The sequence below is a fragment of the Deinococcus metalli genome (assembly GCF_014201805.1).
In the GTDB taxonomy this organism is placed as follows: domain Bacteria; phylum Deinococcota; class Deinococci; order Deinococcales; family Deinococcaceae; genus Deinococcus; species Deinococcus metalli.
Window position 1 is genome coordinate 159,152 of record NZ_JACHFK010000007.1, and the last position, 24,352, is coordinate 183,503.

General features: G+C 72.4%; 28 protein-coding genes. 12 read left to right on the forward strand and 16 right to left on the reverse strand.

Features of this window, described 5'->3' with window-relative positions; all coding sequences use genetic code 11:
- Nucleotides 1–104 precede the first annotated feature (104 nt).
- Nucleotides 105–734 (forward strand): DUF1684 domain-containing protein, encoded by a 630-nt coding sequence (locus tag HNQ07_RS14655; RefSeq protein ID WP_184113062.1) that lies wholly within the window; start codon nt 105–107, stop codon nt 732–734.
- 7 nt (nt 735–741) lie between these two features.
- Here the strand turns inward: HNQ07_RS14655 and HNQ07_RS14660 are convergent, their stop codons facing one another.
- Together HNQ07_RS14660 and HNQ07_RS14665 are read right to left on the reverse strand one after the other, a co-directional pair.
- A complete protein-coding gene (locus tag HNQ07_RS14660; protein ID WP_184113063.1) occupies nt 742–2,094 on the reverse strand; it encodes a TldD/PmbA family protein in 1,353 nt (450 codons plus the stop codon).
- On the reverse strand, nt 2,091–3,536 hold the full coding sequence (locus tag HNQ07_RS14665; protein ID WP_184113064.1) for a TldD/PmbA family protein: 1,446 nt from the start codon (nt 3,534–3,536) through the stop codon (nt 2,091–2,093). The genes HNQ07_RS14660 and HNQ07_RS14665 overlap by 4 nt, the downstream gene beginning before the upstream one ends.
- A 213-nt stretch (nt 3,537–3,749) precedes the next feature.
- On the opposite strand from HNQ07_RS14665, the gene HNQ07_RS14670 reads away from it, so the two are divergent.
- The gene (locus tag HNQ07_RS14670; RefSeq protein ID WP_184113066.1) at nt 3,750–4,751 is read left to right on the forward strand and encodes a sensor domain-containing diguanylate cyclase; all 1,002 of its coding nucleotides are present in this window, start codon (nt 3,750–3,752) and stop codon (nt 4,749–4,751) included.
- A gap of 11 nt (nt 4,752–4,762) precedes the next feature.
- Here the strand turns inward: HNQ07_RS14670 and HNQ07_RS14675 are convergent, their stop codons facing one another.
- Nucleotides 4,763–5,662, reverse strand: coding sequence for an RluA family pseudouridine synthase (locus tag HNQ07_RS14675; protein WP_184113068.1), 900 nt, complete (start codon nt 5,660–5,662; stop codon nt 4,763–4,765).
- Nucleotides 5,663–5,773: 111 nt separating this feature from the next.
- Here HNQ07_RS14675 and HNQ07_RS14680 point away from each other — a divergent pair, with 111 nt between their 5' ends.
- From HNQ07_RS14680 to trmB, 3 genes are read left to right on the forward strand one after another with little or no spacing between them, the layout of a single operon-like run.
- The gene (locus HNQ07_RS14680; RefSeq protein ID WP_184113070.1) at nt 5,774–6,385 is read left to right on the forward strand and encodes an FMN-binding negative transcriptional regulator; all 612 of its coding nucleotides are present in this window, start codon (nt 5,774–5,776) and stop codon (nt 6,383–6,385) included.
- A gap of 46 nt (nt 6,386–6,431) precedes the next feature.
- On the forward strand, nt 6,432–7,190 hold the full coding sequence (locus tag HNQ07_RS14685; protein ID WP_184113072.1) for an FAD-dependent oxidoreductase: 759 nt from the start codon (nt 6,432–6,434) through the stop codon (nt 7,188–7,190).
- Nucleotides 7,187–8,161, forward strand: coding sequence for a tRNA (guanine(46)-N(7))-methyltransferase TrmB (trmB, locus tag HNQ07_RS14690; RefSeq protein WP_184113074.1), 975 nt, complete (start codon nt 7,187–7,189; stop codon nt 8,159–8,161). Before HNQ07_RS14685 ends, trmB begins: the two co-directional genes overlap by 4 nt.
- Here the strand turns inward: trmB and HNQ07_RS14695 are convergent.
- A complete protein-coding gene (locus HNQ07_RS14695; RefSeq protein ID WP_184113076.1) occupies nt 8,155–8,553 on the reverse strand; it encodes a hypothetical protein in 399 nt (132 codons plus the stop codon). The two genes, trmB and HNQ07_RS14695, sit on opposite strands and share 7 nt — an antisense overlap.
- A 176-nt stretch (nt 8,554–8,729) precedes the next feature.
- Here HNQ07_RS14695 and HNQ07_RS14700 point away from each other — a divergent pair, with 176 nt between their 5' ends.
- From HNQ07_RS14700 to HNQ07_RS14710, 3 genes are all read left to right on the forward strand, one after another.
- The gene (locus HNQ07_RS14700; protein ID WP_184113078.1) at nt 8,730–9,026 is read left to right on the forward strand and encodes a hypothetical protein; all 297 of its coding nucleotides are present in this window, start codon (nt 8,730–8,732) and stop codon (nt 9,024–9,026) included.
- Nucleotides 9,027–9,080: 54 nt separating this feature from the next.
- The gene (locus tag HNQ07_RS14705; RefSeq protein ID WP_184113080.1) at nt 9,081–10,010 is read left to right on the forward strand and encodes a class I SAM-dependent methyltransferase; all 930 of its coding nucleotides are present in this window, start codon (nt 9,081–9,083) and stop codon (nt 10,008–10,010) included.
- A 71-nt stretch (nt 10,011–10,081) separates the two neighbouring features.
- Nucleotides 10,082–10,558, forward strand: a complete 477-nt coding sequence (locus HNQ07_RS14710) for a hypothetical protein (protein WP_184113082.1) — start codon at nt 10,082–10,084, stop codon at nt 10,556–10,558.
- Nucleotides 10,559–10,610: 52 nt separating this feature from the next.
- Here the strand turns inward: HNQ07_RS14710 and HNQ07_RS14715 are convergent, their stop codons facing one another.
- From HNQ07_RS14715 to HNQ07_RS14730, 4 genes are all read right to left on the reverse strand, one after another.
- Nucleotides 10,611–11,948: a GH1 family beta-glucosidase gene (locus HNQ07_RS14715; protein WP_184113084.1), complete on the reverse strand. Its 1,338-nt coding sequence runs from the start codon at nt 11,946–11,948 to the stop codon at nt 10,611–10,613.
- 116 nt (nt 11,949–12,064) lie between these two features.
- Complete coding sequence (phoU, locus tag HNQ07_RS14720) at nt 12,065–12,709, reverse strand: phosphate signaling complex protein PhoU (protein WP_184113086.1); 645 nt, start codon at nt 12,707–12,709, stop codon at nt 12,065–12,067.
- A 104-nt stretch (nt 12,710–12,813) separates the two neighbouring features.
- A complete protein-coding gene (locus HNQ07_RS14725) occupies nt 12,814–13,740 on the reverse strand; it encodes a sensor histidine kinase (protein WP_184113296.1) in 927 nt (308 codons plus the stop codon).
- Between the two features lie 59 nt (nt 13,741–13,799).
- A complete protein-coding gene (locus tag HNQ07_RS14730) occupies nt 13,800–14,489 on the reverse strand; it encodes a response regulator transcription factor (RefSeq protein WP_184113088.1) in 690 nt (229 codons plus the stop codon).
- Between the two features lie 241 nt (nt 14,490–14,730).
- Here HNQ07_RS14730 and metK point away from each other — a divergent pair, with 241 nt between their 5' ends.
- Together metK and HNQ07_RS14740 are read left to right on the forward strand one after the other, a co-directional pair.
- Nucleotides 14,731–15,942, forward strand: coding sequence for a methionine adenosyltransferase (gene metK, locus HNQ07_RS14735; protein ID WP_184113091.1), 1,212 nt, complete (start codon nt 14,731–14,733; stop codon nt 15,940–15,942).
- Between the two features lie 137 nt (nt 15,943–16,079).
- Nucleotides 16,080–17,615 (forward strand): C2 domain-containing protein, encoded by a 1,536-nt coding sequence (locus HNQ07_RS14740; RefSeq protein WP_184113093.1) that lies wholly within the window; start codon nt 16,080–16,082, stop codon nt 17,613–17,615.
- On the opposite strand, the gene HNQ07_RS14745 is transcribed toward HNQ07_RS14740, so the two are convergent.
- From HNQ07_RS14745 to HNQ07_RS14765, 5 genes are read right to left on the reverse strand one after another with little or no spacing between them, the layout of a single operon-like run.
- Complete coding sequence (locus HNQ07_RS14745; protein WP_184113095.1) at nt 17,612–18,274, reverse strand: LuxR C-terminal-related transcriptional regulator; 663 nt, start codon at nt 18,272–18,274, stop codon at nt 17,612–17,614. The genes HNQ07_RS14740 and HNQ07_RS14745 overlap by 4 nt on opposite strands.
- Nucleotides 18,267–19,700, reverse strand: a complete 1,434-nt coding sequence (locus HNQ07_RS14750) for a sensor histidine kinase (RefSeq protein WP_184113097.1) — start codon at nt 19,698–19,700, stop codon at nt 18,267–18,269. Before HNQ07_RS14750 ends, HNQ07_RS14745 begins: the two co-directional genes overlap by 8 nt.
- 60 nt (nt 19,701–19,760) lie before the next feature.
- Complete coding sequence (coaD, locus tag HNQ07_RS14755; protein ID WP_184113099.1) at nt 19,761–20,291, reverse strand: pantetheine-phosphate adenylyltransferase; 531 nt, start codon at nt 20,289–20,291, stop codon at nt 19,761–19,763.
- On the reverse strand, nt 20,288–20,866 hold the full coding sequence (locus HNQ07_RS14760; RefSeq protein ID WP_184113102.1) for an RsmD family RNA methyltransferase: 579 nt from the start codon (nt 20,864–20,866) through the stop codon (nt 20,288–20,290). Before HNQ07_RS14760 ends, coaD begins: the two co-directional genes overlap by 4 nt.
- A gap of 10 nt (nt 20,867–20,876) precedes the next feature.
- Entirely contained in the window at nt 20,877–21,170 is a 294-nt protein-coding gene (locus HNQ07_RS14765; protein WP_184113104.1) for a hypothetical protein, read from the reverse strand.
- A gap of 44 nt (nt 21,171–21,214) precedes the next feature.
- Here HNQ07_RS14765 and HNQ07_RS14770 point away from each other — a divergent pair, with 44 nt between their 5' ends.
- Nucleotides 21,215–21,484, forward strand: a complete 270-nt coding sequence (locus HNQ07_RS14770; protein WP_184113106.1) for a DUF3248 domain-containing protein — start codon at nt 21,215–21,217, stop codon at nt 21,482–21,484.
- Between the two features lie 27 nt (nt 21,485–21,511).
- Nucleotides 21,512–22,003, forward strand: coding sequence for a DUF3809 domain-containing protein (locus tag HNQ07_RS14775; RefSeq protein ID WP_184113108.1), 492 nt, complete (start codon nt 21,512–21,514; stop codon nt 22,001–22,003).
- Between the two features lie 27 nt (nt 22,004–22,030).
- On the opposite strand, the gene rsfS is transcribed toward HNQ07_RS14775, so the two are convergent.
- The 3 genes from rsfS to yqeK are packed head-to-tail and all read right to left on the reverse strand — an operon-like array spanning nt 22,031 to nt 24,227.
- Nucleotides 22,031–22,432: a ribosome silencing factor gene (gene rsfS / locus HNQ07_RS14780; RefSeq protein ID WP_229832028.1), complete on the reverse strand. Its 402-nt coding sequence runs from the start codon at nt 22,430–22,432 to the stop codon at nt 22,031–22,033.
- Nucleotides 22,429–23,733: an LCP family glycopolymer transferase gene (locus HNQ07_RS14785; protein ID WP_229832031.1), complete on the reverse strand. Its 1,305-nt coding sequence runs from the start codon at nt 23,731–23,733 to the stop codon at nt 22,429–22,431. The genes rsfS and HNQ07_RS14785 overlap by 4 nt, the downstream gene beginning before the upstream one ends.
- Complete coding sequence (yqeK, locus tag HNQ07_RS14790) at nt 23,676–24,227, reverse strand: bis(5'-nucleosyl)-tetraphosphatase (symmetrical) YqeK (RefSeq protein ID WP_184113303.1); 552 nt, start codon at nt 24,225–24,227, stop codon at nt 23,676–23,678. Before yqeK ends, HNQ07_RS14785 begins: the two co-directional genes overlap by 58 nt.
- Between the last annotated feature and the right edge of the window lie 125 nt (nt 24,228–24,352).

Below are 24,352 nucleotides of genomic sequence, written 5' to 3' on the forward strand. Positions count from 1 at the left end.
AGGATACGCCCCGCTCCGGCCGTAAAGTGTCCCATCCGGAACACCCGGCAGCGCGTAAGGACGGCGTGAAGGCCGGCGATCCGCGCTCGCCCTAGCATGCCCGCATGGCGTCCGAGTCCAGTCCGTCCGATCCTGCCGCGTGGCTCGCCCTGCTCGACTGGCGGCGGCAGATCAGTGCCCTGTACGCCCGTGTGCGCGAGCTGCGCGACAGCGATCCACCGGCCGCGCACGCGCTGTGGCAGGCGGAACGCAACCGGCTGTTCCGGGCGCATTCGCAGTCGCCACTGCTGCCCGAGGCGCGGGCCGATTTTGTGAGCCTTCCCTGCTGGCCGTACGATCCCGCCCTGGCCTTCAGCGCGCCGGTCGAGTTCCTGCCGCTGGAGCGGCTGGACATCCCGTCCTCGACCGGGCAGGCCATGCCGCTGGTGCGCTTCGGGCGCGTGGAGCTGCCCGTCGGGACGCTGGACGTGTACTGGATCGACGTGTACGGCGGCGGCGTGTTCCTCCCGTTTCGCGACGCTGGCAGTGGGCACGAGAGCTACGGCGGCGGCCGTTACCTGCTCGACACCGCCAAGAGCGCCGACCTGGGCTCGGCGCCGGGCGGAGCGCTCGTGCTGGACTTCAACTTCGCGTTCCACCCGTCGTGCTTCTACGACCCACGCTGGAGCTGCCCGCTCGCGCCGCCGCGGAACGTGCTGGACGTGGCGGTGCGGGCGGGGGAGAGGGCGAGCTGAGTCCCGCTCAGCTCCCGCCGAGGGCGAGCGCCTTTACCCGGACGGCGGGCGCGGCGGTGGCGTGCATGGTCCACTCGACCTCGCTGCCGACGGCCTGAACGTCCCGCAACACGTCCAGGATGTTCCCGGCCACGGTGTAGACCTCCAGCGGGTGCGCGACCTGTCCGCCGTCGAGCCAGAAGCCCTCGGCCTGGAGGCTGAAGTCGCCGGTGATCGGGTCCGCGCCCGCGTGCCCGCCGGCGATGCCGGTGAGCTGCACGCCGGTGAGGCCGGCCGCGAGCTGCTCCGGCGCCGTGTCGCCGGCGAGCATCAGCAGATTGCTGTGGCCGACGCCCACGGTGCCCTGGTAGCCGTGGCGGGCGGCGTGCCCGGTGCTGACGGTGCCCGCGCGGGCGGCCGTCTGGGCGTTGTGCATGAACGCGCGCAGCACGCCGGCCTCGATCACCGTCAGCGGCGCGCTGGGGTGGCCCTCGGCGTCGAAGGCGCGGGAGTTCAGGCCGCGCGGCAACGTGGGGTCATCCAGCAGCGTGACCAGCGGGCTGGCGACCACGCCGTCCAGACGGCCCGCCAGCGGGCTCTTGCCCTCCTCGACCATCTTGCCGCTGAACATCGGGGCGAACAGCGCGAGCAGGCTGCCCACGCACTCGCCTGTGATCACCGCGGGAAAGGTGCCGCTCGGCGCGGGCTTCGCGCCCAGCAGCGCGACGCTCTTCTCGACGGCGCTCAGGGCGGTATGGGTCGGGTCGAGTTCGGTGTATTCCCGCGTGAACTGCCAGTCGCCCTTCATCTTGTTCTGGCCGTCCTCGCTGACCAGCGGCGCGACGTACGTGAAGGCGTGCAGGGCCTTCTCGCCGCGTTCCAGGCCGTGCGTGTTGCCGATCAGGCGCTCGGAGTCGGCGTCGCTGTAGCCGCTGTAGGGCACGCTGGTCACGCGCGGGTCGGCGCCGCGCGCGGCCGCCTCGAGCGTCAGCGCTGAGCGGACCTTCTGCTCGACGCCCACGCCGCTCAGGCCCTCGCCGTACAGGTCCAGGGCCGGCGGGGCGGGCCAGTCGGACAGCGCCGAGCCGGCCTGCGGAGTGACCAGCCGGGCGTTCTCAACGGCCGAATCCAGCGCGCGGTCCAGCGCGGGCCGCGACAGGTTCTCCGTGAACGCGTAGCCCCACGCGCCGGCGACCAGCGCCCGCAGCCCGAGGCCCTGGCGCGCCTGGAGCTTGAACTCGCTGACCTCGCCGCCGAAGGCCGTGATCTCGGTGGACGTGTCGCGCTCGGCGTAGACCTCCAGCTCTATGCCCTGCGCGCGGGCGCGGTCCAGCAGGTACGTGCGGGCGCCGGCGATGCCGAGCTGCTCCGCGGCGGTCATGCGCGGCCTCCCACGGTGATCGCGCTGATCAGCAGGTGCGGCTGGCCCACATCGGTCGGGATGCTGCCGGACACGCTGCCGCACATGCCCTGCCCCAGCGCCAGGTCGCCCGCCACGCCCACGATGTTCAGCAGGTCCTGAGCGCCGTTGCCGACCAGCGACGCGCCCCTCAGGGGTTCGGAGATCTCGCCATTTCGAATCATGTAGGCCTCGTTCACCGCAAAGTTGTAGTCGCCGGTGCCGGGACTGACGCTCCCGCCGCCCATGGTGCGCGCGTAGATGCCGTGGTCCACGCTGCGGATCAGGTCGTCCGGCGTGCGGTCGCCGTTGTCGATAAAGGTGCTGCGCATGCGGCTGGCGGGCGCGTAGGTGTAGTTCTGCCGCCGGCCCGAGCCGGTGCGGGCATGGCCGGTCTTCTGCGCGCCCAGCCGGTCGACCATGAACGACGTCAGGACGCCCTTGTCGATCAGTACCGTGCGCTGTGCGGGCATGCCCTCGTCGTCCACGTTGACCATGCCCCACGCGCCGGGCAGCGTGCCGTCGTCGATGGCACTCACGCAGGTGTCCGCGATCTGCTGGCCCAGTTTGTCGGCGAACACGCTGGCGTTCTTCTCCACCGCGGTCGTTTCCAGGATGTGCCCGCAGGCCTCATGGAAGATCACGCCGCCAAACGCGTTCCCGATCACGACCGGGAGCTTCCCGGCGGGCGCGTAGCCGGCGCGCAGCATGGCGTTGGCGATGCGGGCGGCCTCCGCGCCGACGCTCTCGGGCGTGACCTCCTCGAAGAACTCCAGGCCGCGCGACGCGCCGGGCGCGTGGTAGCCGCTCTCGCGCAGCGTGCCGTCCTGGGCGATGGCGTTGACGTACAGCCGGGTCTGCACGCGCTCGTCCTCGGCCCACAGGCCCTCGGAGTTGGCGATCAGCACGCGCTGCACCCGGTCGCTGTACGTGACGTCCACGGTCTTCACGTCGCCCACCCCGGCTGCCCCGCCGTGCGCGCGGCGCATCAGGGCCAGCTTGTCGCGCTTGGCGGCGCTCAGGGGGTGCTCGCGGGCCACGTACAGCGGCCGGGCGTCCACGGTGCGGAAGTCCAGGCCGCCTGCGCCGCCGGGCGTGACCTCGCCGGCCCCGCCCTGGGCGCGCGCCACGGTCCGGGCCAGGTCGCGCAGGCCGCCGGCGGTCACGTCGTTGGTGTACGCGTACACCACGCGCGTGCCGTACAGCAGCCGCAGCCCCGCGCCGAACAGGTTGCCGCCGCCCGCGTCCTTGAGGTCGCCCTGGTGCAGCCGCAGCTGCGTGCTGACGGTGTCCTCGACGAACAGTTCCGAGAAGTCCGCGCCGCCTGCGCGGGCCAGGTGCAGCACCTCGGCGGCCAGCGTGGCGTCAAGCAGGGCGGGTGTGGTCGTGCCGGACGGCACCGCCGGGGTCGGGGTTGAAGTCATGGGATCTCCTGAGACTCTCTGGTCAGTAGGGAACGTGGAAAAGGTGCCCCCACTGTAACGAAGTCGCCTGCAAAGGGAAGGGGCGCCGTCCGGGTCCGGGGGCCACGCCTGGCGGTGTCCACGGGCCGGCTCACCCGCACCGTTCCTGGTTTTGAACGTTCTGGCAGGCCTTTTTGGCCTCCTCGGAGGAGGGCGTGCGATACTGGGGCGCGCATGACGTCCGCCCTCCCGGATCTCCACCGCCAGATCGCCCGGTACCGGTCGCTGGTGCAGGTGGCCGCCACGCTGGCACGCAGCGTGCGCACCGAGGAACTCGTGCAGTCGGTGCACCGTGAGGCCCGCACGCTGTTCACCGCGCCCGTCACGCTGCTCGCCACGCGCCACCCGGACGGCGGGTGGACCACCCGCACGCTGGAAGCGGACTTCAGCGTGGACGAGCGCATCGCGGCCCGCGAGGACGGCCTGCTCGAACGGGTGCTCTCGGGCCGCCTGCGGCTGGAAAACGACCTCGTCGCGTACCTGGAGCGCGAGCAGCTGACGGTGTTCCGCCTGAACTCGGACTCCGGCCGCCCCGTCACGCGCTCGTGGATGGGCGTGCCGCTGCGGCCCGACAGCGCGCCCGTCGCGGTGCTGTCGGTGCAGAGTGACCAGCCCGGCGCCTTCACGCCCGAGGACCTGGAGTTCCTGGAACTGCTGGGCGTGCACGTCAGCGTCGCGCTGGAAAACGCCGCGCTGCACGAGCGGGTGGAACGCGAGGCCCGTACGGACCCGCTGACCGGCCTGCTCAACCGGCGCGCGTTCACGGCCCGCGTGGAGGCCACGCTCGGCGCCGGACCGCGGCCCACCACGCTGGTGATCCTGGACGTGCAGGACTTCAAGCACATCAACGACACGCAGGGGCACCAGGTGGGCGACGAGGTGCTGCGGGAACTCGGCGCGGCCCTCACGGCGCTGGCGGGCGGCGGCGGGCACATCTACCGGCTGGGCGGCGACGAGTTCGCGGCGCTGCTGGACGGCCCGGTGGACGCCGCGCACGAGCGGGTGCAGGTGTTCCTGGGCGCCCTGCCGGCGCGGTCGTGGGCGACGGGCAGCGCCCCGTACGTGAATGTCGGGCTGGCCGGGGTGCGCCCGGACGACACCCTGAACACGTGGGTGCGCCGCGCCGACCACCGCATGTACGCCGCCAAACGTCAGCGGATCCATCTGCTCCGCTGACGCCCCGGCGCTCAGGGGCTGCCCCTCTGTTCCAGCACGGCCGGCAGCGGGGCATACACCACCATCGCCTGCCCGGTGTGGGGGTGCGTGAACGCCAGCCGCCACGCGTGCAGCGCGTACCCCAGGTCACCCGGCAGACCCGGCAGTTCCGGCCGCAGCCCGCCGCCCGGTGCATACAGCGGATCGTTCGCCAGCGGGTGCCCGGCCGCGGCGGTGTGGATGCGGATCTGGTGCGGCCGTCCGGTGCGGATGTCCACGTCCAGCAGCGTGGTGTCCCGGCGCCGCTCGACGACCCGCAGCTCGGAGTGCGCCGGCTTGCCGCCCGGCGTGGCCGCGTGCACCGTGCCCAGCCGGGGGTGCCGCGCCGGTCCGATCGGCGCCGTGACGGTCAGGGTGTCGGGGCCGACCACGCCGGCGGCGAGTGCCCGGTAGGTCTTGCGTACCGCGTGGTCGCGCCAGTCGCGGGCCAGCGCCGAGCCCGCCCGGCCCTCCAGCGCGAACAGCACCACGCCCGAGGTGCCGCGGCCCAGCCGGTGCAGCGGCGACGCGCCCGGGTACGTGCGGCGCACCAGCGCGAGCAGCGTGTGCTCCAGGAAGCCGCCGCCCGGCAGCGTCGGCAGCCCGGAGGGCTTGTCCACCGCGAGCAGCGCGCCGTCCTCGTACAGCACGCCATAGTGCAGGGGCGCGTCGGCCTCCGGCCACGGCGGGCGGTGCCACACCAGCACCTGCCCGGCCCGCAGCACCTCGGGGCCGTGGGCGCGCGCGCCGTCCAACTCGACCTCGCCGGCCGCGAGCCGCGCCGCCCACGTCGCCGCGTCCGAGTGCGTGTAGCGCGCGCTCAGGAAGGCGAGCACCGTCTGTCCGCCGTGCGGCACGGCCGTCGTGTAGGCGTATCCGCGGTTGAGCGTCACGCGGCCAGTATCGGGGACGGCGGGCACAGGCACGCCGGTGCCAGGTGGCCTGCCCGCGCCGCCCCGGACCGGCCCTGTCGCGGCGTGGCGGCGCGGGCGTAGCCTCGGGCCATGTACGTGCCCGCCCACTTCCGCGCCGACGACCGCGCACAGCAGCTCGCGTTCATGCGCGCGCACCCGTTCGTGATGCTGGTGACCGCGCCGGACGGCGTGCCCTTCGCCACGCACCTGCCGGTGCTGATCGAGGAGGGAGTGGACGGCAACGTGCACCTGCGCTCGCACCTCGCCCGCGCCAATCCCCAGTGGCGGCACTTCGCGTCCGGGCAGGACGTGCTGGTCGTCTTCCACGGCCCTCACGCCCTGATCGACCCGGCGTGGTACGACTCGGCGCCGAACGTGCCCACGTGGAACTATGCGGCCGTGCACGCCACCGGCCCCGCCCGCGTGGTCGGCGGCGACGAGACCCGCCGCATCGCCCTTGCGCTGGTCGAGCACTTCACGCCGGACATGGCGGCCCTTCCGCCGGACTCCCTGCGGCGCATGCTCGCGGGCGTCGTGACCTTCGAGGTGCAGGTGCGCGGCGTCCAGGGCAAACTCAAGCTCAGCCAGAACAAGACTGCGGCCGACCGCGCGAATGTCCGCGCGGCGCTGGCGGCCAGTCCGCATGGCGAGGAGCGCGAGACGGCCGCCCTGATGGCCCAGGTGGAGGCTGCCCGCTCCTGATCCGGGCGGCGGGCGCAGGGAAGCCGCTGGGCTACACTTCTGGGCGATGTTTGGCCCCCACTCGCAAAAAGGTCTTCCCCCGCGCAGCCGCCCGCAGCCCGGCCACGTGTACGACGTGGCGGTCGTCGGGGCCGGGCTGGCCGGCACGGAACTCGCGTGGCGGCTGGCGCGCGGCGGTCTGGACGTGCTGCTGGTGTCGCAGGCGCTCGACCACCTGGGCGCCCTGTACCAGCCGACCACGCGGGACGCCGGATTTCCGCCGGGCAGCGTCTTCGCGCAGGTGCAGGCCCAGGTCGCGCCGGACACCGACGGCTGGACCTTTCACCGCCACCTGAAGGCCGAGATTGAGTCCACGGCCGGCATCCACCTCCTGCAGAGCACCGTGACCGCGCTGGACGAGGACGCCGCACACGCCCGGCTGTCCACGTGGGAAGGCCCGGCGCTGCACGCCCGGCAGGTCGTGCTGGCCGTCGGCGCGTTCCTGAAGGGCCGGCTGCTGATCGGTGAGGGCATGGAGGAGGCCGGGCGCCTCTCGGAGGTCGCATACGACTTCCTGGCCGACGACCTGGCCCGCAGCGGCGTGTGGCTGGTCGGCGCGGAGCGCACGGCCGCCGGCGTCGAGGGCGCGCCCGCCTACGAGGTGCGCTTCCTGACGCCCGCCCCGTCCGAACTGGACGGCTTCCGCGTGAGGCGCCTGGAACGGGTGTTCATGCTGGGCCAGTGCGCGCCCGGCCAGCACACCTACGCCAGCGTGCTGGAGGACGCCGCGCGCCTCGCGGCCGACCTGCTGGGGGTGGACGCGTGATCGTCCGCCTGGGGGACTTCCGCTTTCCGGACACGCCTGACCGGCTGTACCCGCGCACCCCGCAGCGCCCGTGGGTGCTGGAGATCGGCTTCGGCGACGGGCGCTTCTGGCCGCACCACGCGCGCAGCTTTCCCGAGGCGCCGAACTACCTCGGCGTGGAACTGTCCGGCGTGTCGCTGCTCAAGGCGCAGCGCCGCCTGAACGCGGCCGGCCTGGACAACGCCGTCCTGACCAAGCTGCCGGCCGACGTGCTGCTGCGCGAGGTGGTGCCGGCCGGCGGCCTCGACCGCATCGTCGTGAACTTCCCCGACCCGTGGCCCAAGGCGGGGCACACCGACCACCGCCTGCTGCGCGCTCCCTTCTTCCGGCTGGCCGCCAGCCGCCTGAAGCCCGGCGGCGACCTGCTGCTCACCACGGACCACGACGAGTACTTCGACTTTGCCGTTGCCGAGGCCCACGCCAGCGGCGTGATGGCCGTGCAGACCGCCGAACCGCCGGCCGCCGCCCTGGAGACCAAGTACGCCCTGAAGTGGCGCGACCTGGGCCTGGGCGTCCACCACGCCCGCTTCACGCCCACCGCGGCCGTGACCGTACCCCACGGCGCGGCGCAGCCCTACCCGGAGGACGAATCCACCGTGCCGCACGCTGTCCTGACCCTGCCCGCCACCTTTGCCCCCACCGACTTCGACAAGGTCACGCAGCGTGATCCTGGGGGCGCGTGGACGGTCATCCTCCTCGACCTGTACGGCAGCCTGCGCCGGGACGGGTGGGTGGCGCTGGCGCATGTCGTCGAGGACGGCCTCACGCAGGAGGTGCTGGTCGGCATCACGCCCCGCGAGGACGGCACGCATCTGGTGCGGCTGGCCAAGTTCGGCGGCCCGGTCATCACGCCCGGCGTCAAGGCGGCCGTCGCCGCAGTGACCGGGTGGCTGGAAGGGCACGGGGCCGTGGTGAGGCACCGGGGTTACTGAGCGCCCGCTCCGGCCTGCGTTTCGGCCCGGTACGCCGCCTGCACCAGTTTCAGGCCCGGGGCCAGGGCCAGCGCCCGCAGCAGGGGGCCGGCGATCCGCAGCGTGCCGTTTTGCATGGCGGCCACCACGTTCAGGTCACCGCGCCAGAAGGCGTCCGCGCCGGGGCCGCGCAGCGTGAAGGTCAGGTCGGCGGGGCCGCTGCGGGCGGCGGCGCCGCCGAGCACCGTGGTCTGCCCGCTGCGGCCGTCCACCAGCACGCAGGCGTCCGGGTCACTCTGCACGAAGCGCAGGGCCAGCCGCTCGCGGGCCGGGGCGGGGTCGGCGGCGCGCAGGAACACGCGGGTCAGCAGCGCTTCATACTCCAGGCCGCTCAGGTCGGGGGAAGGGGCCATGACATCAGATCAATGTAAGGGCCGGGGGATCACCGTAGCATTCCCCGCAAAATCCGCGCCAGGACGGTATTTTTCCCACACTTGACTCGCTTCATGAAGCGTGCGGGCGTACACTCCCGCGCGCCCCGCGGTGGTCTGCTGATGCGGCAGGACATCCCAGCTTCAGGAGGTCAACCATGAACCAGCAGCTCCAGCAGACCATCGATGCCCTTTCGGGCGGACTCCAGGGCGTGCCGGCCAGCGCAGCCGTCGCCAACGTCACCTCGTGGCACCAGACGCTGGACGGCGTCCCCGGTGCCGAGACGGTCGTCGAGCACCTCGCCAGCCTCAAGAGCGCGCTGGAAAGCGGTGACCTGGAAGGGGCCGCCGCGCTCCTGCCGGATCTGGGCGCCGCCACCGAGAGCCTCGCCCCGGACGCCCCCGAGGCCGACCAGGCGGGCCTGCGTCAGCTCGCCGCCGCGCTGCAGGGCTAAGCCCGCACCACGTTCATCGTCCGGAAGCCCCGTCTATGCTGACGGGGCTTTCCTATGTCGCAGCCCAGACCCGACCTCGCCTTCACCACCGAAGCCCTCGCCACCATCGTGCCCGCACTGCGCGCCGCTCTCCACGCTGGGGGAGACGTGGCCTTCACGGTGCCCGACCCGGACGCCGGGCTGGGCCTGTACGCGGGCGAGGTCACGGCGCACGGACGTCACCGGTCCTGGGCCGTCTGGACGGAGGTGGCGGACCTGCTGGGCGCGCACCTGCTCACGCCGGAGCGGGTGGAACCTGGCCGGGTGCGGGTGCGCCTGCGGGCGTGGGCGCCTGCGCCCGACCCCGACGCCGCCGGCTACGGGGCCGGGGGCGAGTGGGCGCGGGTGGACAAGCTGGAGGACCCGACCTTCCTGCTCACCTTCGTGGAGGCGCTGCGGCGCGTGAATCCCCCGCCGGGCGGGCGGGTGCTGGCGCTGGGCGTGAACCGCGGCCGGGAACTGGACGCGCTGCCGCTGGCCCTCCCGGACCGCGTGTTCGACGTGCACGGCGTGGACGTGGACGCCTCCGCGCTGGACGCGGCCCGCGCCCGCCACCCGGCCGCCACCCTCCACGCGCTGGACGTGACCACGCTGCCCCGCGCAGAACTGGGCACCTTCGACCTGATCGTGGCCCTGAGCCTGCTGCAGAGTCCCGGCATCCGGCAGGACGTGCTGCTGGCCGCGCTGCGGCGCTACCACCTGACGCCCGGCGGCGGTCTGATCCTGGGCTACCCGAACGCCCGCTACCGCGACGGCACGCTCAGCCCGGGCGCGCGGCTGCGGAATTTCGCGCGGCCCGACGCCAGCCTGCTGATGGCCGATGTGACGGAGGCCCGGCGCGGCCTGCACAAGGCGGGCTTCAAGGTGTTCGTGACCGGGCAGCACGAAATGCTCGTCACGGCCATTCCCGCCGGGGTGACCACGCCGCGCATGCTGGACCTGTGACCCCGTGACCCCGCTGCCCGGCTGGGCATGTGCGCTCGCCGCTCCGCACGGCGCCGGGTAGAGTGAGAACCGTGAGACTTGCCTCCCTGATGCTCGTGCCCCTCCTGCTCGCCGCGTGCGCGCCCTCGGCCACCACTCCTTCCACCTCGTCGGGCACCCGCACCGGCCTCAAGGGACCGCTCCCCACCGGCGAGACGTGGACGATCAGCGGCCTCGACCAGAACAACAACAAGATCTCCGGCAAGGTCAAGCTGAGCGGCGGACCGACCTACCGCGACGGCGACCGGCGCTGGGACTACGACGGCGACAACGGGTACATCCTGTACTACGAAAAGGACGGCGGCAGCTCGACCTTCCGCGTGTGGGACGTCAGCGATCCCAAGCGGCTGGTCGCGTGCTACATCTTCCGGCCCTTCGACGCCGCCCAGAAGACCTACACCGGGGCCGGTCTGGCCGGCACCCAGGAGGAGATCAGCGCGGTCTTCGCCAAGCTCAGCGGCACCGGCACCGTCCTGACCGGCGGCAACTGCACGGTCACGCGCGAGTAGGCGCGGAGTCCGGGCACGGACGGCCGGCCCGGGGGGTAGGCGCTGGCCGTCTCTATCCCTGATCCTTCAGGAAGGTCTGGAACCAGCGGTAGCTGTCCTTGGGGGTGCGGGCCTGCGTGGCGTAGTCCACGTGCACCAGCCCGAAACGCTGGCTGAACCCCTCGGCCCACTCGAAGTTGTCCAGCAGGCTCCACACGAAGTACCCGCGGACCTCGGCGCCCTGCGTGATCGCGTCCCGCACCGCGTCCACGTGCGCCTCGTGGTAGCGGATGCGGAAGTCGTCGCGCACGCGGCCGTCCGGGCCGACCACGTCCCTGACCGAGCACCCGCTCTCGGTGACGTACAGCGGCGGGCACGTCTCGCCGTAGCGGGCCTTCAGGCCGGTGAGCGTCTGGGTGAGGCCCTCCGGTACGACCGGCCACGAGGAGGCCGTGTACTCGCGGTCCGGAATGCGGCCCAGCTCGACGCCGAGCGGCCCGGCGCCGGCCCGGACGTAGTCCGGCTGGTAGTAGTTCACGCCCAGGAAGTCCAGCGGCGCGGCCATCACCGTCAGGTCGCCCGGCTGGATCACGTCCAGCAGCGCCGCGTCCGTGCCCCGCACCACGTCCAGCGCCAGCGCCGGGTACTCGCCGCGGATCAGGGGGTCCGTGAAGAGGTGGTTGTGCAGCGCGTCCACGCGGCCCATGGCCTCCAGATCGGCGTCGCGGTCGCCGGCCGGCCACACCGGGGCATAGTTGTTGGCGATCCCGACCATGTTCGCCCCCGCCTCGCGCAGCGCCCGCACCGCCAGCCCGTGCCCGAGCAGCTGGTGGTGTGCGGCCGGGAAGGCGTGCAGGCCCAGCGTGTGCCCCGGCGCATGTGTGCCCAGCGCGTGGCCCAGCAGGAAGTGGATGAACGGCTCGTTCAGGGTCATGAACCCCGTCACGCGGTCGGCCAGACGCTCGCCCACCACGTAGGCGTACTCCTCGAAGCGGTGCGCGGTGTCGCGCGCGAGCCACCCGCCCCGGTCTTCCAGCGCCTGGGGCAGGTCCCAGTGGAACAGCGTCGCCCACGGCTGGAGACCGGCGGCGAGCAGTTCGTCCACCAGCCGGTCGTAGAAGGCCAGGCCCGCCGCGTTCACGCGTCCACGCCCGTCCGGCTGCACGCGGGGCCACGCGACGGAAAAGCGGTAGGCGTTCAGGCCGAGGTCCCGCATCAGGGCCACGTCCTCGCGGAAGCGGTGGTAGTGGTCGCACGCGACGTCGCCGGTGTCGCCCTGCTTCACCTTGCCGGGCGTGTGCGCGAAGGTGTCCCAGATGCTCGCGCCGCGCCCGTCCTCGTGGACCGCGCCCTCGATCTGATACGACGCGGTGGCCGCGCCCCACACGAACCCCGATGGAAATTGCGCCATATGCTCCGTATTAAACCCCCTGCCGGCGGCGCGCAGGGGGTCGGGACCCGCTCAGGGTCGGAGTGGTGGACAGGGCGCGGCGTCTGCGCTCGGGCCGCCGGACGGTTCGCCCGGACCTACGCTTCGCGCTGGCCGGTCACCCAGTAGCGCACGCGTTCGGACACGTTCTCCATGTGGTCGCCCACGCGTTCCAGGCTGCGCCCCACGCGCATCAGCATCAGCGCCTTGGAGATGTTGCGCGGGTCCTCGAGCATGTACGTCACGAGTTCGCGCTGGATCTGCTCGTACAGGTCGTCCACCTCGTCGTCCATCGCGGTGGTCATCTCGGCGCGCTCCACGTCCCGGTCGGCGAGGGCCGTGCGCAGGTTCTGGCTCATCTCGCCCAGGCGTTCGAGCATCCGCGCGAGGTTCACGTAGCGCTTCAGGGCCGGCGCCTGCGCCAGTTCCACGCCGTCCTTGGCGACATGCACCACGTAGTCGCCCATGCGCTCGATGTCGCTGAGGCTCTTGAGGATCAGCGCCACCATCCGCAGGTCGCGCGCCACCGGCTGGTGCAGCGCGATGATCCGCAGGCACTCGGCCTCGATCTGCGCTTCCTGCGCGTCCACCTCGCGGTCGAGGGCGCGCACCTCCTCCAGCCGCTCGACGCGTTCGTGCAGCAGCACGTCGGCCGCCACCGGCAGCATCCGCTCGACGGTGGCGAGCATGTTCAGGGCGCCGTTCAGTACGGCTCTCAGGTCGCTTTCAAGGGCTTCACGCATGGGCACTCCTGTGGGTGAACGTACCACCCGGAGGTGGGGAAAAGGTCAGGGAACCGTCACGCCGCGCCGCGTGGCGTCCACGGGGGCACACCGGGGCCAGCGGCTCAGCCGCCCAGGCCGGAGACACCCGGCAGCGTGAAGCAAAAGGCGTTGCGCTGCCCGCGCCGCTCGGCCCAGGTCTGTCCGCCCCAGCCCTGCACGATGCTCCGCACGATGTACAGGCCCATGCCGCTGCCCTGGCCGGTCGCGCTGTGCCCGCGCGTGTGCGCCCGGAACAGGCTGTCGGTGTCGGTGAGCGCCGCGCCGTCGTCCAGCACGCAGACCTCCACCCACGTGCCGCGCCCGGCCGTCTGCACGTCCACCGGGTGCCCCGCCGGGCCGTACTTCAGCGCGTTCTCGATCAGGTTCAGCAGGACCTGCAGCAGCTTGTCGGGGTCGGCCCGCACCAGGTGGTCCGGACCGAAACTCAGTGTGGCCTGCCGTGCCAGCAGTTCCGGCGCCAGCAGCCGCTCGGCCCGCGCGAAGGCCTCCGCCAGGGGAAGCGTGCGCGCCCGCGTGGGCCGGAACCCCACCGCGAGGTCCTCGACCAGGCGCGCCAGGCGCTCGGTTTCCTGCAGGCCCTGGCGCACGAAGTTCTGCGCGAGTTCCTGCGGCATGTCGTACTCCAGCGCCTCCAGCACGCCGCGCAGCGCCGCCACGGGCGTGCGGAACTCGTGCGACAGCACTGCAGTCGCCTCGCGCAGCTCCGCCTCGCGGCGACGGTGCTCGGTCACGTCCTCCACGATCAGGGCCGAGTGCGTGTCGTCCCGGGTGGCCGTGCAGCGCAGCGTGCGGCCCGAGACCTCCAGTTCCAGCTCCCCGCCGCGCTCCAGCAGCGCTTCCAGGGTGTGCCGGCGCACGATCTCCAGCACCGGGCGGCCCTCTGCCCGCTCCTGCGGTACGCCCCACAGCCGCGCGGCGGCGGCATTCACGCGCGTGACCACGCCCGCGCGGGTCAGCAGGACGGCCTGCGGCAGTGCGTCCATCCACATGATCCACTCCTCCGCCGCGCCCTGGGTCGGCACGTCGCCGGCCGCCGCGCGCCGCACCGTCACGCCGGCGCCGTCCACGGCCGCATGCGGTAGCCCTTGCCGCGCACCGTCTCCAGAAAGCCCGGCCGGCCCGGATCGTCTCCCAGGTGCGCCCGCAGCTGCGTGACGTGCTGGTCCACCGTGCGCTCGCCGCCCAGGAAGTCCGCGCCCCAGACCTTGTCCAGCAGTTCCGTGCGCGAGTACACCCGCCCCACGTTCTGGGCCAGGAACGCCAGCAGGTCGAACTCGCGCCGCGTGAGGTTCAGCCGCGCGCCGCCCACGCGCGCCTCGGCCGCGCCGAGGTCCACGTTCAGGGGGCCGTTCGCCAGCACCGCCGGCACCTGTGGCTGCGCGCGGCGCAGCAGGGCCCGCACGCGCGCCACGAGTTCCGCCGCGGAAAAGGGCTTGGTCAGGTAATCGTCCGCGCCGGACTCCAGGCCCTCGACCCGTTCGGCCTCGGCCGCGCGCGCCGTGAGCATCAGCACCGGCATGCGCCGCAGGTCCGGGTCGCCGCGCAGCCGACGCAAAAAGCCCAGGCCGCTCTCGCCGGGCAGCATCCAGTCCAGCACCAGCGCGTCCGCGCCCGAGAGCGCTTCCAGCCCTCCCGCCGTGGAGGGCAGGGCCGTGACGGTGAGCCCCGCGCGCTCCAGGTGAAAGCGCAGGACATCCCGCACGGTGCCCTCGTCCTCTATGACAACCACGTGGCTCATCCCTTCCATTCTGCGATCACAGGTCAGGGGGATGTCAGGGTCGCGGCCGGGCGCGTCCAAGTCTGCCGGCCTGGGGCAGGGAACGGGGCGCCGACTGTCCTCCGGCTTCCTGATGTCCGGCGCGCGGCTGCGCTACCCTGCGGGCGCCACGGTCCCGCGTCGGGGGCGTGGGGGTGGGCAGCGGACGACATCCCTCTCCAGGCCGTTCTGCGAGACGCCGAGTGCCCCCCCGGGAGTGAGCATGCGCAAGTACTACACGTCGGAATCCGTCTCGGAAGGTCATCCGGACAAACTCGCGGACTTCATCTCTGACTCGGTGCTGGACGAGTTCCTGCGGCAGGAGCCGGGGAGCCGCGTGGCGGTCGAGACGCTGCTGACCACCGGCATGGCGGTCGTGGCGGGCGAGGTCACCGCGCAGCACGCGCACGTGGACGTGCAGAGGACCGTGCGCGAGGCGGTCATGAAGGTGGGCTACACCCGCGCGAACTACGGCTTCGACGCCGAGTACAGCGCCGTGCTGGTGTCCATCCACGAGCAGAGCCCCGAGATCGCCGGGGGCGTGAGCAGCAGCGAGGAGTGGCGCGCGATGACCGAAGAGGAGCGCGCCCGCCCGGAGAACGCGCACTCCGAGGTGGGCGCCGGCGACCAGGGCCTGATGTTCGGGTACGCGACCGACGAGACGCCGGAACTCATGCCGCTGCCGATCTCGCTGGCGCACGCGCTCACGCGCCGGCTGGCACAGCTGCGCAAGGACGGCACGCTGCCGTACCTGCGCCCGGACGCCAAGGCGCAGGTGACGGTGGTGCGCGACGGCGAGCCGCATGACGCGCGCACCACCGCCGTGGACACCATCGTGATCAGCACGCAGCACGCCGACGACGCGACGCAGGAGCAGATCCGCGCGGACATGCTCGAGCACGTGATCCGCCCGGTGATCCCGGCCGAGTACCTGACGCCCGAGACGAAGTACTTCATCAACCCCAGCGGGCGCTTCGTGATCGGCGGGCCGCACGGCGACACCGGCCTGACGGGGCGCAAGATCATCGTGGATACCTACGGCGGCGCGGTGCCGCACGGCGGCGGAGCGTTCTCCGGCAAGGACCCCACGAAGGTGGACCGCTCGGCGGCGTACTACGCCCGTTACATCGCCAAGAACCTCGTGGCGGCGGGCCTGGCGCGCCGGGCACTGGTCGAGGTGGCGTACGCCATCGGCCGCGCCGGCCCCGTGAGTCTGCGGGTGGACACCTACGGCACCGGCACGGTCAGCGACGAGGAGCTGGCCGCACTCGTCGCCGAGCACTTTGACGCGCGCCCACAGGCGATCATCGCGCAGCTCGATCTGCGCCGGCCCATCTACGCGCAGACCGCCGCGTACGGGCACTTCGGCCGCCCGGAGTTCCCGTGGGAGCAGACGGACCGGGCGCAGGCGCTCAGGGCGGCCGCGCAGGGCTGAGCGCAGCGCAGTCTGGAGGCCGGCGGTCACGTGCGCCGGCCTCTTTCGTTGGCCCCGGTCATGACGTGATCACGGGCCGCTGCACATGCTTCCCTCCATCGCGCCCCGCCGGACGGCCCGGCGCGATGGAGGGAAGCATGCAGCACGCACGCGCCGCGACCACCCTGTTGGGGCTGGCCCTGTGCTCGGGGGGCACGGGCTACGCCTTCGACACCGGCCACCACGCCGACCTGACCCGCGAGGTGCTGGCGGAGGCCGGCATGAACGACACCGCCATCCGCGCCGCGCAGGTCGAGAACTGGCTGGTGGACTATTACTCGTCCAGCCCCACGGCCTTCGGGGACGTGCAGTCGGCGGCCGAGAAGCTGCACGCGGACAACCTGTTCTCGCCGGCGGCCGTCACGAACTACTGGGACCGCTACGTCACGAACGCCCGCGCCGCCTTCCACGAGGCGGCGACCCGGGGCGATGCCCGGCAGGTCGTGGCGCTGCTGGGCATGAGCCTGCACAGCGTGCAGGACTTCTACTCGCACTCGAACTGGGCCGAGCTGCAACCGCCCCCGTCCGGCGTGGACTACGCCACGCTGACGTGGTTTGACGCGCCCGCCGCCCGGCGCGCCGGCGTGAAGACCGGCAAGGCCAGCACCAGCAACGCCGCCGGCCAGACCCCGCACGGCGGGTACAGCAGCGGCATGAACCACGACTCCTACGTGCGTCCGAACTGGGACCGGGCGTACGTGCTGGCCTACGCGGGCGCGCGGCAGTGGGTGAACCAGGCCCGGCTGTGGGTTTCGGAGGTCAACCCGAATGTCTGGAACGCCGCGCGGACCCTGACCCTGAGCGGCGAAGACATGGAGCGCCTGGGCAAGGACCAGGAGGCCCTGTACCGCATCTCCGAGTGGGTCAAGAACGTGAGCGGCTCCGAGGACGGCCACTGGAAGGGCAATGGCAGCGGCGTCCGTACAGATTTCCTGGGATTCTCCGCGAAGTGGGTGGCGCTGACGCTCGACTCGGTGTTCGAGGAGGACTTCAAGACCCGCAAGTGGCACCAGCTGCTGGCAGGCGGGCTGCGCGGCGCGCTCGACCTGAACGTGAACGCCCCGCCGCCCGCGCCGGCCCCGGCTGTGGCCCGCGTGGCGCTGAACAAGCGCGCGGTGGTTCTGCGGACCGTCTCGGCGCGCGACCTGAACAACGCGGACGGCGTGTTCGGTGTGGGCGGCAACGCGGACATGTACGCCCGCATCCGCGTGCAGAACCAGGAGTTCATCGAGGCCATGCAACTCGACAGGGAGAGCATCCGGCCCGCGTGGACGACCATCCGCTTCATCGACGCGGACATTCCGTTCGTTTCTGTCCACTACGAGCTGTGGGACGAGGACGGCGTGCTGAACGGCGACGACGAGCACCTGGACGTTCACCCGGACGGCCGCTTCAAGAACCTGGATTTCCTGTTCAACATGACCACGCACCGCGTCGGCGGGATCGGCCTGGACGGCGTCTTCGACTCGGACGCGCGGCTGCTGACCATCCAGGGCACCGCGTCGGACCGCGCCCGGATCCAGTTCTTCATCACGTCCAGAACGCTGGCCCGCACGGTGATCCGGCCCTTCCCCGGCCGCCCGCCGGTGCTTCAGCCCATAGAGCCGCCCGTGCTCCAGCCCACGACGCCCTAGCGGCCCGCCTCGCGCTGGGCGAGCAGGGCGGCCTCCACGCGGTTACGCACCTGGAGTTTTTGCAGGATGTTCGTCATGTAGTGCTTGACCGTCTTCTCCGTGAGGTCCAGGTCCCGGCCGATCTCCTTGTTGCTCCGGCCCGACGCGACGCCCTCCAGGATCTGCCGTTCGCGCGGCGTGAGGTCGCTCAGCGGGTGGTGCGCGCCGCGGCCCGGCGCGGCCATCTCGACCAGCACGCCCGCCGCGAGGGTCGGCGTGATGTACACCTCGCCCGCGTACACCGAGCGGACGATGCGCCGCAGTTCGCGCCCCGACACGCCTTTGAGGATGTACCCGCGCGCTCCGGCCTTCAGCGCGGACAGCACGTCGGCCTCCTCCTCGCTGAAGGTCAGCATCACGATCTTCGTGACGGGGCACGCGGCGGTCACGGCCCGCGCGGCGTGCATCCCGCCGCCCGGCAGGTTCAGGTCGAGCAGCAGCAGGTCCGGCAGCAGCGCCGTGCACAGCCGCAGGGCGTCGTCGGCGCTGCCGCCCTCGCCGACCACCTCCAGGCCCGATTCGGCGCCCAGCGTGGCGGCCACGCCCTCGCGGAACAGCGGGTGGTCGTCCACGATCACGATCCGGACGGCGTCGGTGTGGGGTTCGGTGGCATCAGTCATCGCGGTCCTCCGGGTGTGATTCCGCGGGGTGCAGGGGCACCCTCGCCTCGACGGCGGTGCCGCCTTCTGGCCGGGCCGTCACGGTGAAGGTGCCGCCCAGGCTCTCGGCGCGCTCGCGCATGCCCACCAGACCCAGGTGCCCCTCGCGCGCTCCGCCGGTCCACGTGAAGCCCGGCCCCCCGTCCGTGATCCGCAGGGTCAGCCAGCCGCCCTGCGCGTCCGCGTGCACGGCCGACGCGCGGCCCGGGGCATGCCGGGCCGCGTTGTTCAGAGCTTCCTGCACGATCCGGAAGGCCGTGATCTTCACCGGCAGCGGCACGCCGTCCGGCAGCGCCTCGGCGTGCAGGGTGGCGTCCACACCGGTCCGGCGGCGGTGGTCGCGCAGCGCCCGCTCCAGGGTCTCGTGCAGGCTCAGGCCCAGCAGGTCCGGCAACCGCAGGTCCGTGGCGATGGCGCGTACCTCGCGCAGCGCGGCCTCCAGCGACTGCTCCACGCTGCGCAGCGCGGCCTCCTGCGCCGGCTGCCCGGCGGCGTGCGTGGTCAGGCTGTCCAGGCGCAGCAGCGCGTAGCTCAGGTCCTGGGCAGGGCCGTCGTGCAGGTCGCTGGACACGCGCCGCAGCACGCGCTCGCTGTGCGCCGCCGTGCGCGCCGCGGCCCGGCTCACGCGGCCGTGCAGCTGCGCGTTCTGCGTGAGCAGGCGCTCCAGCGTGCCCACCTGTTCGCGCAGCGTCGCCTGCTGCCGCCGGATGGTGTCGGACCCCCGGCGCACCAGCCCGGACAGCAGCAGGTACGTCAGCAGCGTCGTCAGGCCCACCGCCGCCCACGACCGCCGCTGGGCCTGCGCGATCTCCGCTTCCAGCGGCCCGGTCGTCTGGTAGAACTCCGCCACGGCGATCACGCGGTCGGACCCCTCGATGCGCATGGGCACGTACGTCTCGATCAGGTGCCGGAACTTGCCGCGCTGCGAGGCGTTCTCCTCGTCGCGCAGGTTCGTGATGTCCGCCGAGATCTCGCCCCGCCACGCGCGCTCCAGGTCCTCCTTGACCGGGAACACCCCCCCGGCGTCCTGGCCGTACACCACCCGGCCGCCCGGCGCCCAGATCTTGATGGACACGATCTCGCGGCCCAGCGGCGTGGTCGCCAGCAGGTGCTCGATGGCATCCCTGCGCTCGGCCGACAGCCACGTCGAGGACCCCAGTTCCTGGAGCTGCGTGACCAGGAAGTTCTCCACATACAGCGCCGCCGTGGCCGCCGTGCGGTGGATCACGCCCTGGCGGATCTGCGCGCCCACCCACCACCCGGTCACCAGCATGCTGATCAGCAGCACCAGCAGGCTTGCCAGGTTGAAGCGCGCCGCGAGGCTCAGGTCACCCCAGCGCCACGCCGGGCGACCACGGGCGCGCCGCACGGGAACAGTCAGGGCCATACCGCATTATCCGGCGCCGCCGCGCGGCCGGGCAGTGGACCAAGGTCGGGGGCCCGCCCGTCAGCGGCTCTCGGCGTTCAGCACAGCCGCCTGCGTCTCGCGCTCGCGGTAGACGTCCTCGTGCTTGCGGCGCAGGGCGCCGGCGCTGGCGCGCGGCACCATCTCCGAGACGTCGCCGCCGTAGCTGGCGATCTCGCGCACCATTGAGCTGCTCACGAAACTCCAGCGGGTGGCGGCCATGATGAACACCGTCTCCGCGTTGCCGATCTGGCGGTTGAGGTGCGCGATCTGGAGTTCGTACTCGTAGTCGCTCACGGCCCGCAGCCCGCGCACGATCACGCTGCCGGGCGTGCGGGCCATGTAGTCCACCAGCAGGCCGCCGAAGCTGTCCACGCCGACATTCCCGAAGTGCGCGGTCGCCTCGCGCAGGATGTCCAGGCGCTCGTCGAGCGTGAACAGGTGGCGGCCCTGCTTGCGGGCGTTGTGCATGACCGTCACGGTCACGTGGTCGAAGATCTTCGCGGCCCTGGTCAGGACGTCCATGTGGCCGCTGGTGATCGGATCGAAGGAGCCGGGAAAGACGGCGTTCATGTCCCTGGAATGGTATCCCGGCCGGCGCCCTCCGGGTCGTCCCCGGCCGACCGCTGGTACACGGTGAGGGTGTTGCTGCCGTAGCGCCGCTCCTCGAGCTCGAAGCCCGCATGTTCCGGCAGGTGCAGACGGTCCGGGTGCTGGCAGATCAGCAGGCCGCTGGACTTGAGCACGCCGCTGCGCAGCACCTGCCGCGCCAGCGCCGGGATGTCCGCCTCGTACGGCGGGTCGCTGAACACCACATCGAAAGGCCCCAGCCGCGGCAGCATGCCCCCGGAATCGCCCTTCACGATCCGGACGCGCAGCTCCAGCGCGCGGGCGTTGGCCTCCAGGGCCTTCAGGGCCCGCGCGTCTTTCTCAATCAGCGTCACGTCGTGGCCGCGGCTGGCGGCCTCCAGGCCGATGGCCCCGCTGCCGCCGTGCATGTCCAGAAACGCGGGGAACCGCGCAGCGGGCGCGCGGGCGGCGAGCAGGTCGAACAGGCTCTTGCGGATACGGGCGCCGCTGGGGCGGGCGCTCTCGGGCACGCGCAGTTCGCGGCCCTTAGCGGTGCCGCCCAGGATACGCAGGCTCAAGCGGAGGTCCTCATCCGTCCAGCGTAGCGCCCGCGTGCCCCGCACCGGCCGCCCCCAGCGCCCCGTACGCCTCGAAGGTGTCGAGCGTGCCCGGCGCGAGCTGCCAGTCCTCGCCGTCCCGCGTGGCCTGCCCGGCCTGCACCAGTCGGTTGAGTTCCGCCTCCACCCGCTGCTGCACGCGCCGCAGCGGCATGTCCGCCGCGCCCTCCACGCCGCGCCACGTCAGGAACGCGCGGTGAAAGGCGGGCAGGGCGTCCAGGCCCACCGTGGTCTCCAGGGTCCGCCAGCTCAGGGGGGGCGTCATGGGCCCTGTTCTACTCCCGCCGCCCCGCCGCGTACAATGCCCGCATGACCGACGTGCCAGGCGATCAGGGCGTCCCGGAACCCGCAGACGCTGGCCTGCTGCCCGCCGATCTGGCGCGGCAGCTCGAGGCGCTGGGCGGGCAACTGGTGTGGCGGATCGGCAAGGACGAACTCAGCGACGAGGTCGTGGTGCGTCTGGGCTTCGCGTCGGCCACGCCCCGCTTCGCGCACCTGGCCCGTCTGCGCAGCGCGGGCGACGCCGAACTCCAGGCCGCGCTGGCCGAGCACCGGGTCGTGATCGAGTGGGTGGACTGAGCGTGGTCCCCGGCGGGGCCCGGCCGCATGGTCGTTGAGGCCGCCCAGGCCTTTACCCTGCCGTTTCCGGGCACGCCGGAGCGTGCGCTCGAGTTCGTGCGGGACCCCGCGTGGGCGCTGTCGGACGTGGGCTTCCTGCGTCACCTGTCGGCGGACCAGGACGGCGTGCGCGGCGAACTGGTGGTGGCGTTGCCCGTGCTGGGCGAGGCCGACCTGCCCTTCCACAGCCGCCTGCGGCTTCTGCCGGACGGCGCGGCGCTGGACCCCGCCCCCCTGAGCGGCGAGCGCGCGTGGGTGGAGGTGCAGGGCACGGCCCGCGTGGACGGCGTCACGGACGTCGGCGCGGCGTTGGCCTTTTCATTTGTGTTCCGCGCGCACCTGAGCCTGCCGGACGGCGGCGGGTGGGGCGGCGAGGCGTTCTCGAAGATGGTGCGGGCCGCGGCGGGGCGCACCCTGGAGCGGGTGGCGCGGGAGCTGCCCGCCGGCATTGCACAGGCCATGACCCGGCAGCCGGAGTGACGGGCTGCCGGGTCATGGCCTGTGCGCTCAGCGTTCGGCTTCGGGGAAGTCCACGGTGCGGGCGTCGCTCCACAGGCCCTCGAGGTCGTAGTACTCGCGGGCGTCGCGGGTCATGATATGCACCACGACGCTCCCGCCGAAGGCGAGCAGCAGCCAGCGTTCGCTGGGACCCTCCACGCTGGGGCGCGGCAGACCGGCCTCCAGCGCCTTCTCGCGGATGTTCTCCTGCACGGCGTTGAGCTGCAGGCCGGCGGTGGCCGTGCAGATCACGAAGTAGTCCAGCGTGGAGGACACGTCGGTGAGGTCGAGCACCACGACGTCCTCGGCGCGGCGTTCGCGGGCGGCGTCCACGATGGCGCGCAGCTGCGCGTGCAGGCCGGGCTGCCGGGCGGGGGTCGTGGGGGTCAGGCGGTCAGGATCAGTGGTCATGGGGTCTCCGGAGTGGGGTTGAGCTGTTTGAGGGCGGCGAGGTGGCTGCCCGCGTCGCCGCCGAGCAGAATGCCGACTTCGCCGGGACTGACCGGGAAGCGTTCGCCCTGCAGTCTGGGGAGGTTCAGGGCGTCTGCCAGGGCGCTGGCCTGCGCGACATCCTGCTGGGTGAACACCTGGCTGGCCTCGCGGCTCGCGGCCACGGTCTGGACCTGGACATCACGGTACCCCATCACGCGCAGCGCCGCGCCCAGGCCAGCGCCCAGGGCGTCGCCGCTGGCGTCCACGATGCGCACGCGCACGTCGGGCGTGGTGGCAGCCCTGGTCTGCCCCCACACCTGCGCCAGGCGCTCGCGGTTCACGGCGAGGTTGAAGGTGCCGGGAATGGTGTCGGTGGGGAGGGTGGCGAAACTCAGTTTCAGCTGGCTCAGGAAGGGCCGCAGCGAGAGCAGCACGTTCGGGTCCACGTTCGTCTCCACGCCGTTGCCGACGCCGCCCACGATCACCGGGAGCGCCGCGAGGCCCTGCGGGGTGCGCAGTTTCCCGGCGAGCTGCGTCAGCGCCTGCTTCTGGTGGTCGATGCGGCCGTAGTCGTCCCCGAAGCCCTTGCGCACGCGCAGGAACAGCACGCCCTGCTTGCCGTCCAGGTGGTGGTCGCCCGGAGCGAGCTTCAGGTTCACGCCCGCCGCGTTGTCCACCCACTCGATGCCGGGCTCCGGCACGCTCACGTCCAGACCGCCCAGCGCGTCGATCACACGTTCCGCGTAGTCGGTGCGCACGATCACGTAGGAGTCCACGTGCTCGCCCGTGATGGTCTCCACTGCCCGCGTGAGGGCCTGCGGACCGCCGTCCCAGTACTGGCTGTTCACCTTCTGCGAGGCGATGCCCCGGCGGCGGTCGAAGTCCCCGACGTTCGTGTCGCGCGGGATGTTCAGCACGTGCACGTCTGTGCCGTCCACCTTCACCAGCATCAGCGTGTCGGTGTTCGGCGGCTGGATCACGCCCTCGCGCTGGCCCTGGTCCTTGCACGGCTGGTGGTAGTAGCAGTAGATGATGTCGCGGCCCGCGATCAGCACGGTGAAATGCGGGGCCTGCCCGGGCGCCGCGCTGATCGGCGCCGCCTGCCCGCCCGCGCGGCTCACGACCGCCAGTCCGCCCAGCGTGAGGGCCGCGACGCTCAGGCCGAACACCTGCAGGGCGCGCAGGCCGGCCAGCCCACGCCCGCCGCCGGGGCGGGGCGGGGTCACGCGCCCGGCAGCGGGAAAGTCGTGGTCGATGTCAGGGAGGGGTGGGCGCTGCACGGCAAGGCATGATAGGCCCGCAGGGTCCGCGGATGCACCTGGATGCCCTTGCCCTGCAGGTACGTGACTTTCGACACGATGGAGCGCTCCAGCGCCGCATTCAGGTCGCTCAGGGCGAGTTCGCGGATGTCGGCGTTCACGCCGCGCCCCGGTTCCGAGACGTCCGCGATGTACACGCACGCCGAGACGTCGTTGCCGCCGCGCGGGCCAGTCGTGTGGTCCTCGACGGCCTCCAGGACCACGGTGTCGCGGTAGCCCCAGCGCGACAGCAGCGTGCGGGCGGCGCGGCCGTGCAGGGCCAGCGGGTGCGCGGCGTCGATGGCGCACTCGGGCGGTGCCAGGCGCAGCAGCTCGTCGTCCGGAAGGTCGCGGGCGATGTCGTGCAGGATGCCGGCCGCGTAGGCGCGCTGCTCGTCCAGGCCGTTGTTCGCGGCGATCCGGGCGGCCAGGTCTGCAACCCGCAACACGTGTTCGTACCGCCTGGGGCGCACCATCAGGCGGACGCGCTGCTCCCACCAGCCCCAGTCAGGTGCGGACAGGTCCGCGCTGGAGTGGGTAGGGAGCAGGTACGCAATCACAGCGTCATGTGGCCGAGTCTCCACATCATTGAGAAAGTATA

What these genes read in the sequence shown, in the direction of transcription:
- HNQ07_RS14655 (WP_184113062.1), top strand. Translation starts at nt 105, where the DNA reads ATGGCGTCCGAGTCCAGTCCGTCCGATCCTGCCGCGTGGCTCGCCCTG.
- HNQ07_RS14660 (WP_184113063.1), bottom strand. Translation starts at nt 2,094, where the DNA reads ATGACCGCCGCGGAGCAGCTCGGCATCGCCGGCGCCCGCACGTACCTG.
- HNQ07_RS14665 (WP_184113064.1), bottom strand. Translation starts at nt 3,536, where the DNA reads ATGACTTCAACCCCGACCCCGGCGGTGCCGTCCGGCACGACCACACCC.
- HNQ07_RS14670 (WP_184113066.1), top strand. Translation starts at nt 3,750, where the DNA reads ATGACGTCCGCCCTCCCGGATCTCCACCGCCAGATCGCCCGGTACCGG.
- HNQ07_RS14680 (WP_184113070.1), top strand. Translation starts at nt 5,774, where the DNA reads ATGTACGTGCCCGCCCACTTCCGCGCCGACGACCGCGCACAGCAGCTC.
- HNQ07_RS14685 (WP_184113072.1), top strand. Translation starts at nt 6,432, where the DNA reads ATGTTTGGCCCCCACTCGCAAAAAGGTCTTCCCCCGCGCAGCCGCCCG.
- HNQ07_RS14695 (WP_184113076.1), bottom strand. Translation starts at nt 8,553, where the DNA reads ATGGCCCCTTCCCCCGACCTGAGCGGCCTGGAGTATGAAGCGCTGCTG.
- HNQ07_RS14700 (WP_184113078.1), top strand. Translation starts at nt 8,730, where the DNA reads ATGAACCAGCAGCTCCAGCAGACCATCGATGCCCTTTCGGGCGGACTC.
- HNQ07_RS14705 (WP_184113080.1), top strand. Translation starts at nt 9,081, where the DNA reads ATGTCGCAGCCCAGACCCGACCTCGCCTTCACCACCGAAGCCCTCGCC.
- HNQ07_RS14715 (WP_184113084.1), bottom strand. Translation starts at nt 11,948, where the DNA reads ATGGCGCAATTTCCATCGGGGTTCGTGTGGGGCGCGGCCACCGCGTCG.
- phoU (WP_184113086.1), bottom strand. Translation starts at nt 12,709, where the DNA reads ATGCGTGAAGCCCTTGAAAGCGACCTGAGAGCCGTACTGAACGGCGCC.
- HNQ07_RS14725 (WP_184113296.1), bottom strand. Translation starts at nt 13,740, where the DNA reads ATGTGGATGGACGCACTGCCGCAGGCCGTCCTGCTGACCCGCGCGGGC.
- HNQ07_RS14730 (WP_184113088.1), bottom strand. Translation starts at nt 14,489, where the DNA reads ATGAGCCACGTGGTTGTCATAGAGGACGAGGGCACCGTGCGGGATGTC.
- metK (WP_184113091.1), top strand. Translation starts at nt 14,731, where the DNA reads ATGCGCAAGTACTACACGTCGGAATCCGTCTCGGAAGGTCATCCGGAC.
- HNQ07_RS14740 (WP_184113093.1), top strand. Translation starts at nt 16,080, where the DNA reads ATGCAGCACGCACGCGCCGCGACCACCCTGTTGGGGCTGGCCCTGTGC.
- HNQ07_RS14745 (WP_184113095.1), bottom strand. Translation starts at nt 18,274, where the DNA reads ATGACTGATGCCACCGAACCCCACACCGACGCCGTCCGGATCGTGATC.
- HNQ07_RS14750 (WP_184113097.1), bottom strand. Translation starts at nt 19,700, where the DNA reads ATGGCCCTGACTGTTCCCGTGCGGCGCGCCCGTGGTCGCCCGGCGTGG.
- coaD (WP_184113099.1), bottom strand. Translation starts at nt 20,291, where the DNA reads ATGAACGCCGTCTTTCCCGGCTCCTTCGATCCGATCACCAGCGGCCAC.
- HNQ07_RS14765 (WP_184113104.1), bottom strand. Translation starts at nt 21,170, where the DNA reads ATGACGCCCCCCCTGAGCTGGCGGACCCTGGAGACCACGGTGGGCCTG.
- HNQ07_RS14770 (WP_184113106.1), top strand. Translation starts at nt 21,215, where the DNA reads ATGACCGACGTGCCAGGCGATCAGGGCGTCCCGGAACCCGCAGACGCT.
- HNQ07_RS14775 (WP_184113108.1), top strand. Translation starts at nt 21,512, where the DNA reads ATGGTCGTTGAGGCCGCCCAGGCCTTTACCCTGCCGTTTCCGGGCACG.
- rsfS (WP_229832028.1), bottom strand. Translation starts at nt 22,432, where the DNA reads ATGACCACTGATCCTGACCGCCTGACCCCCACGACCCCCGCCCGGCAG.
- yqeK (WP_184113303.1), bottom strand. Translation starts at nt 24,227, where the DNA reads ATGGTGCGCCCCAGGCGGTACGAACACGTGTTGCGGGTTGCAGACCTG.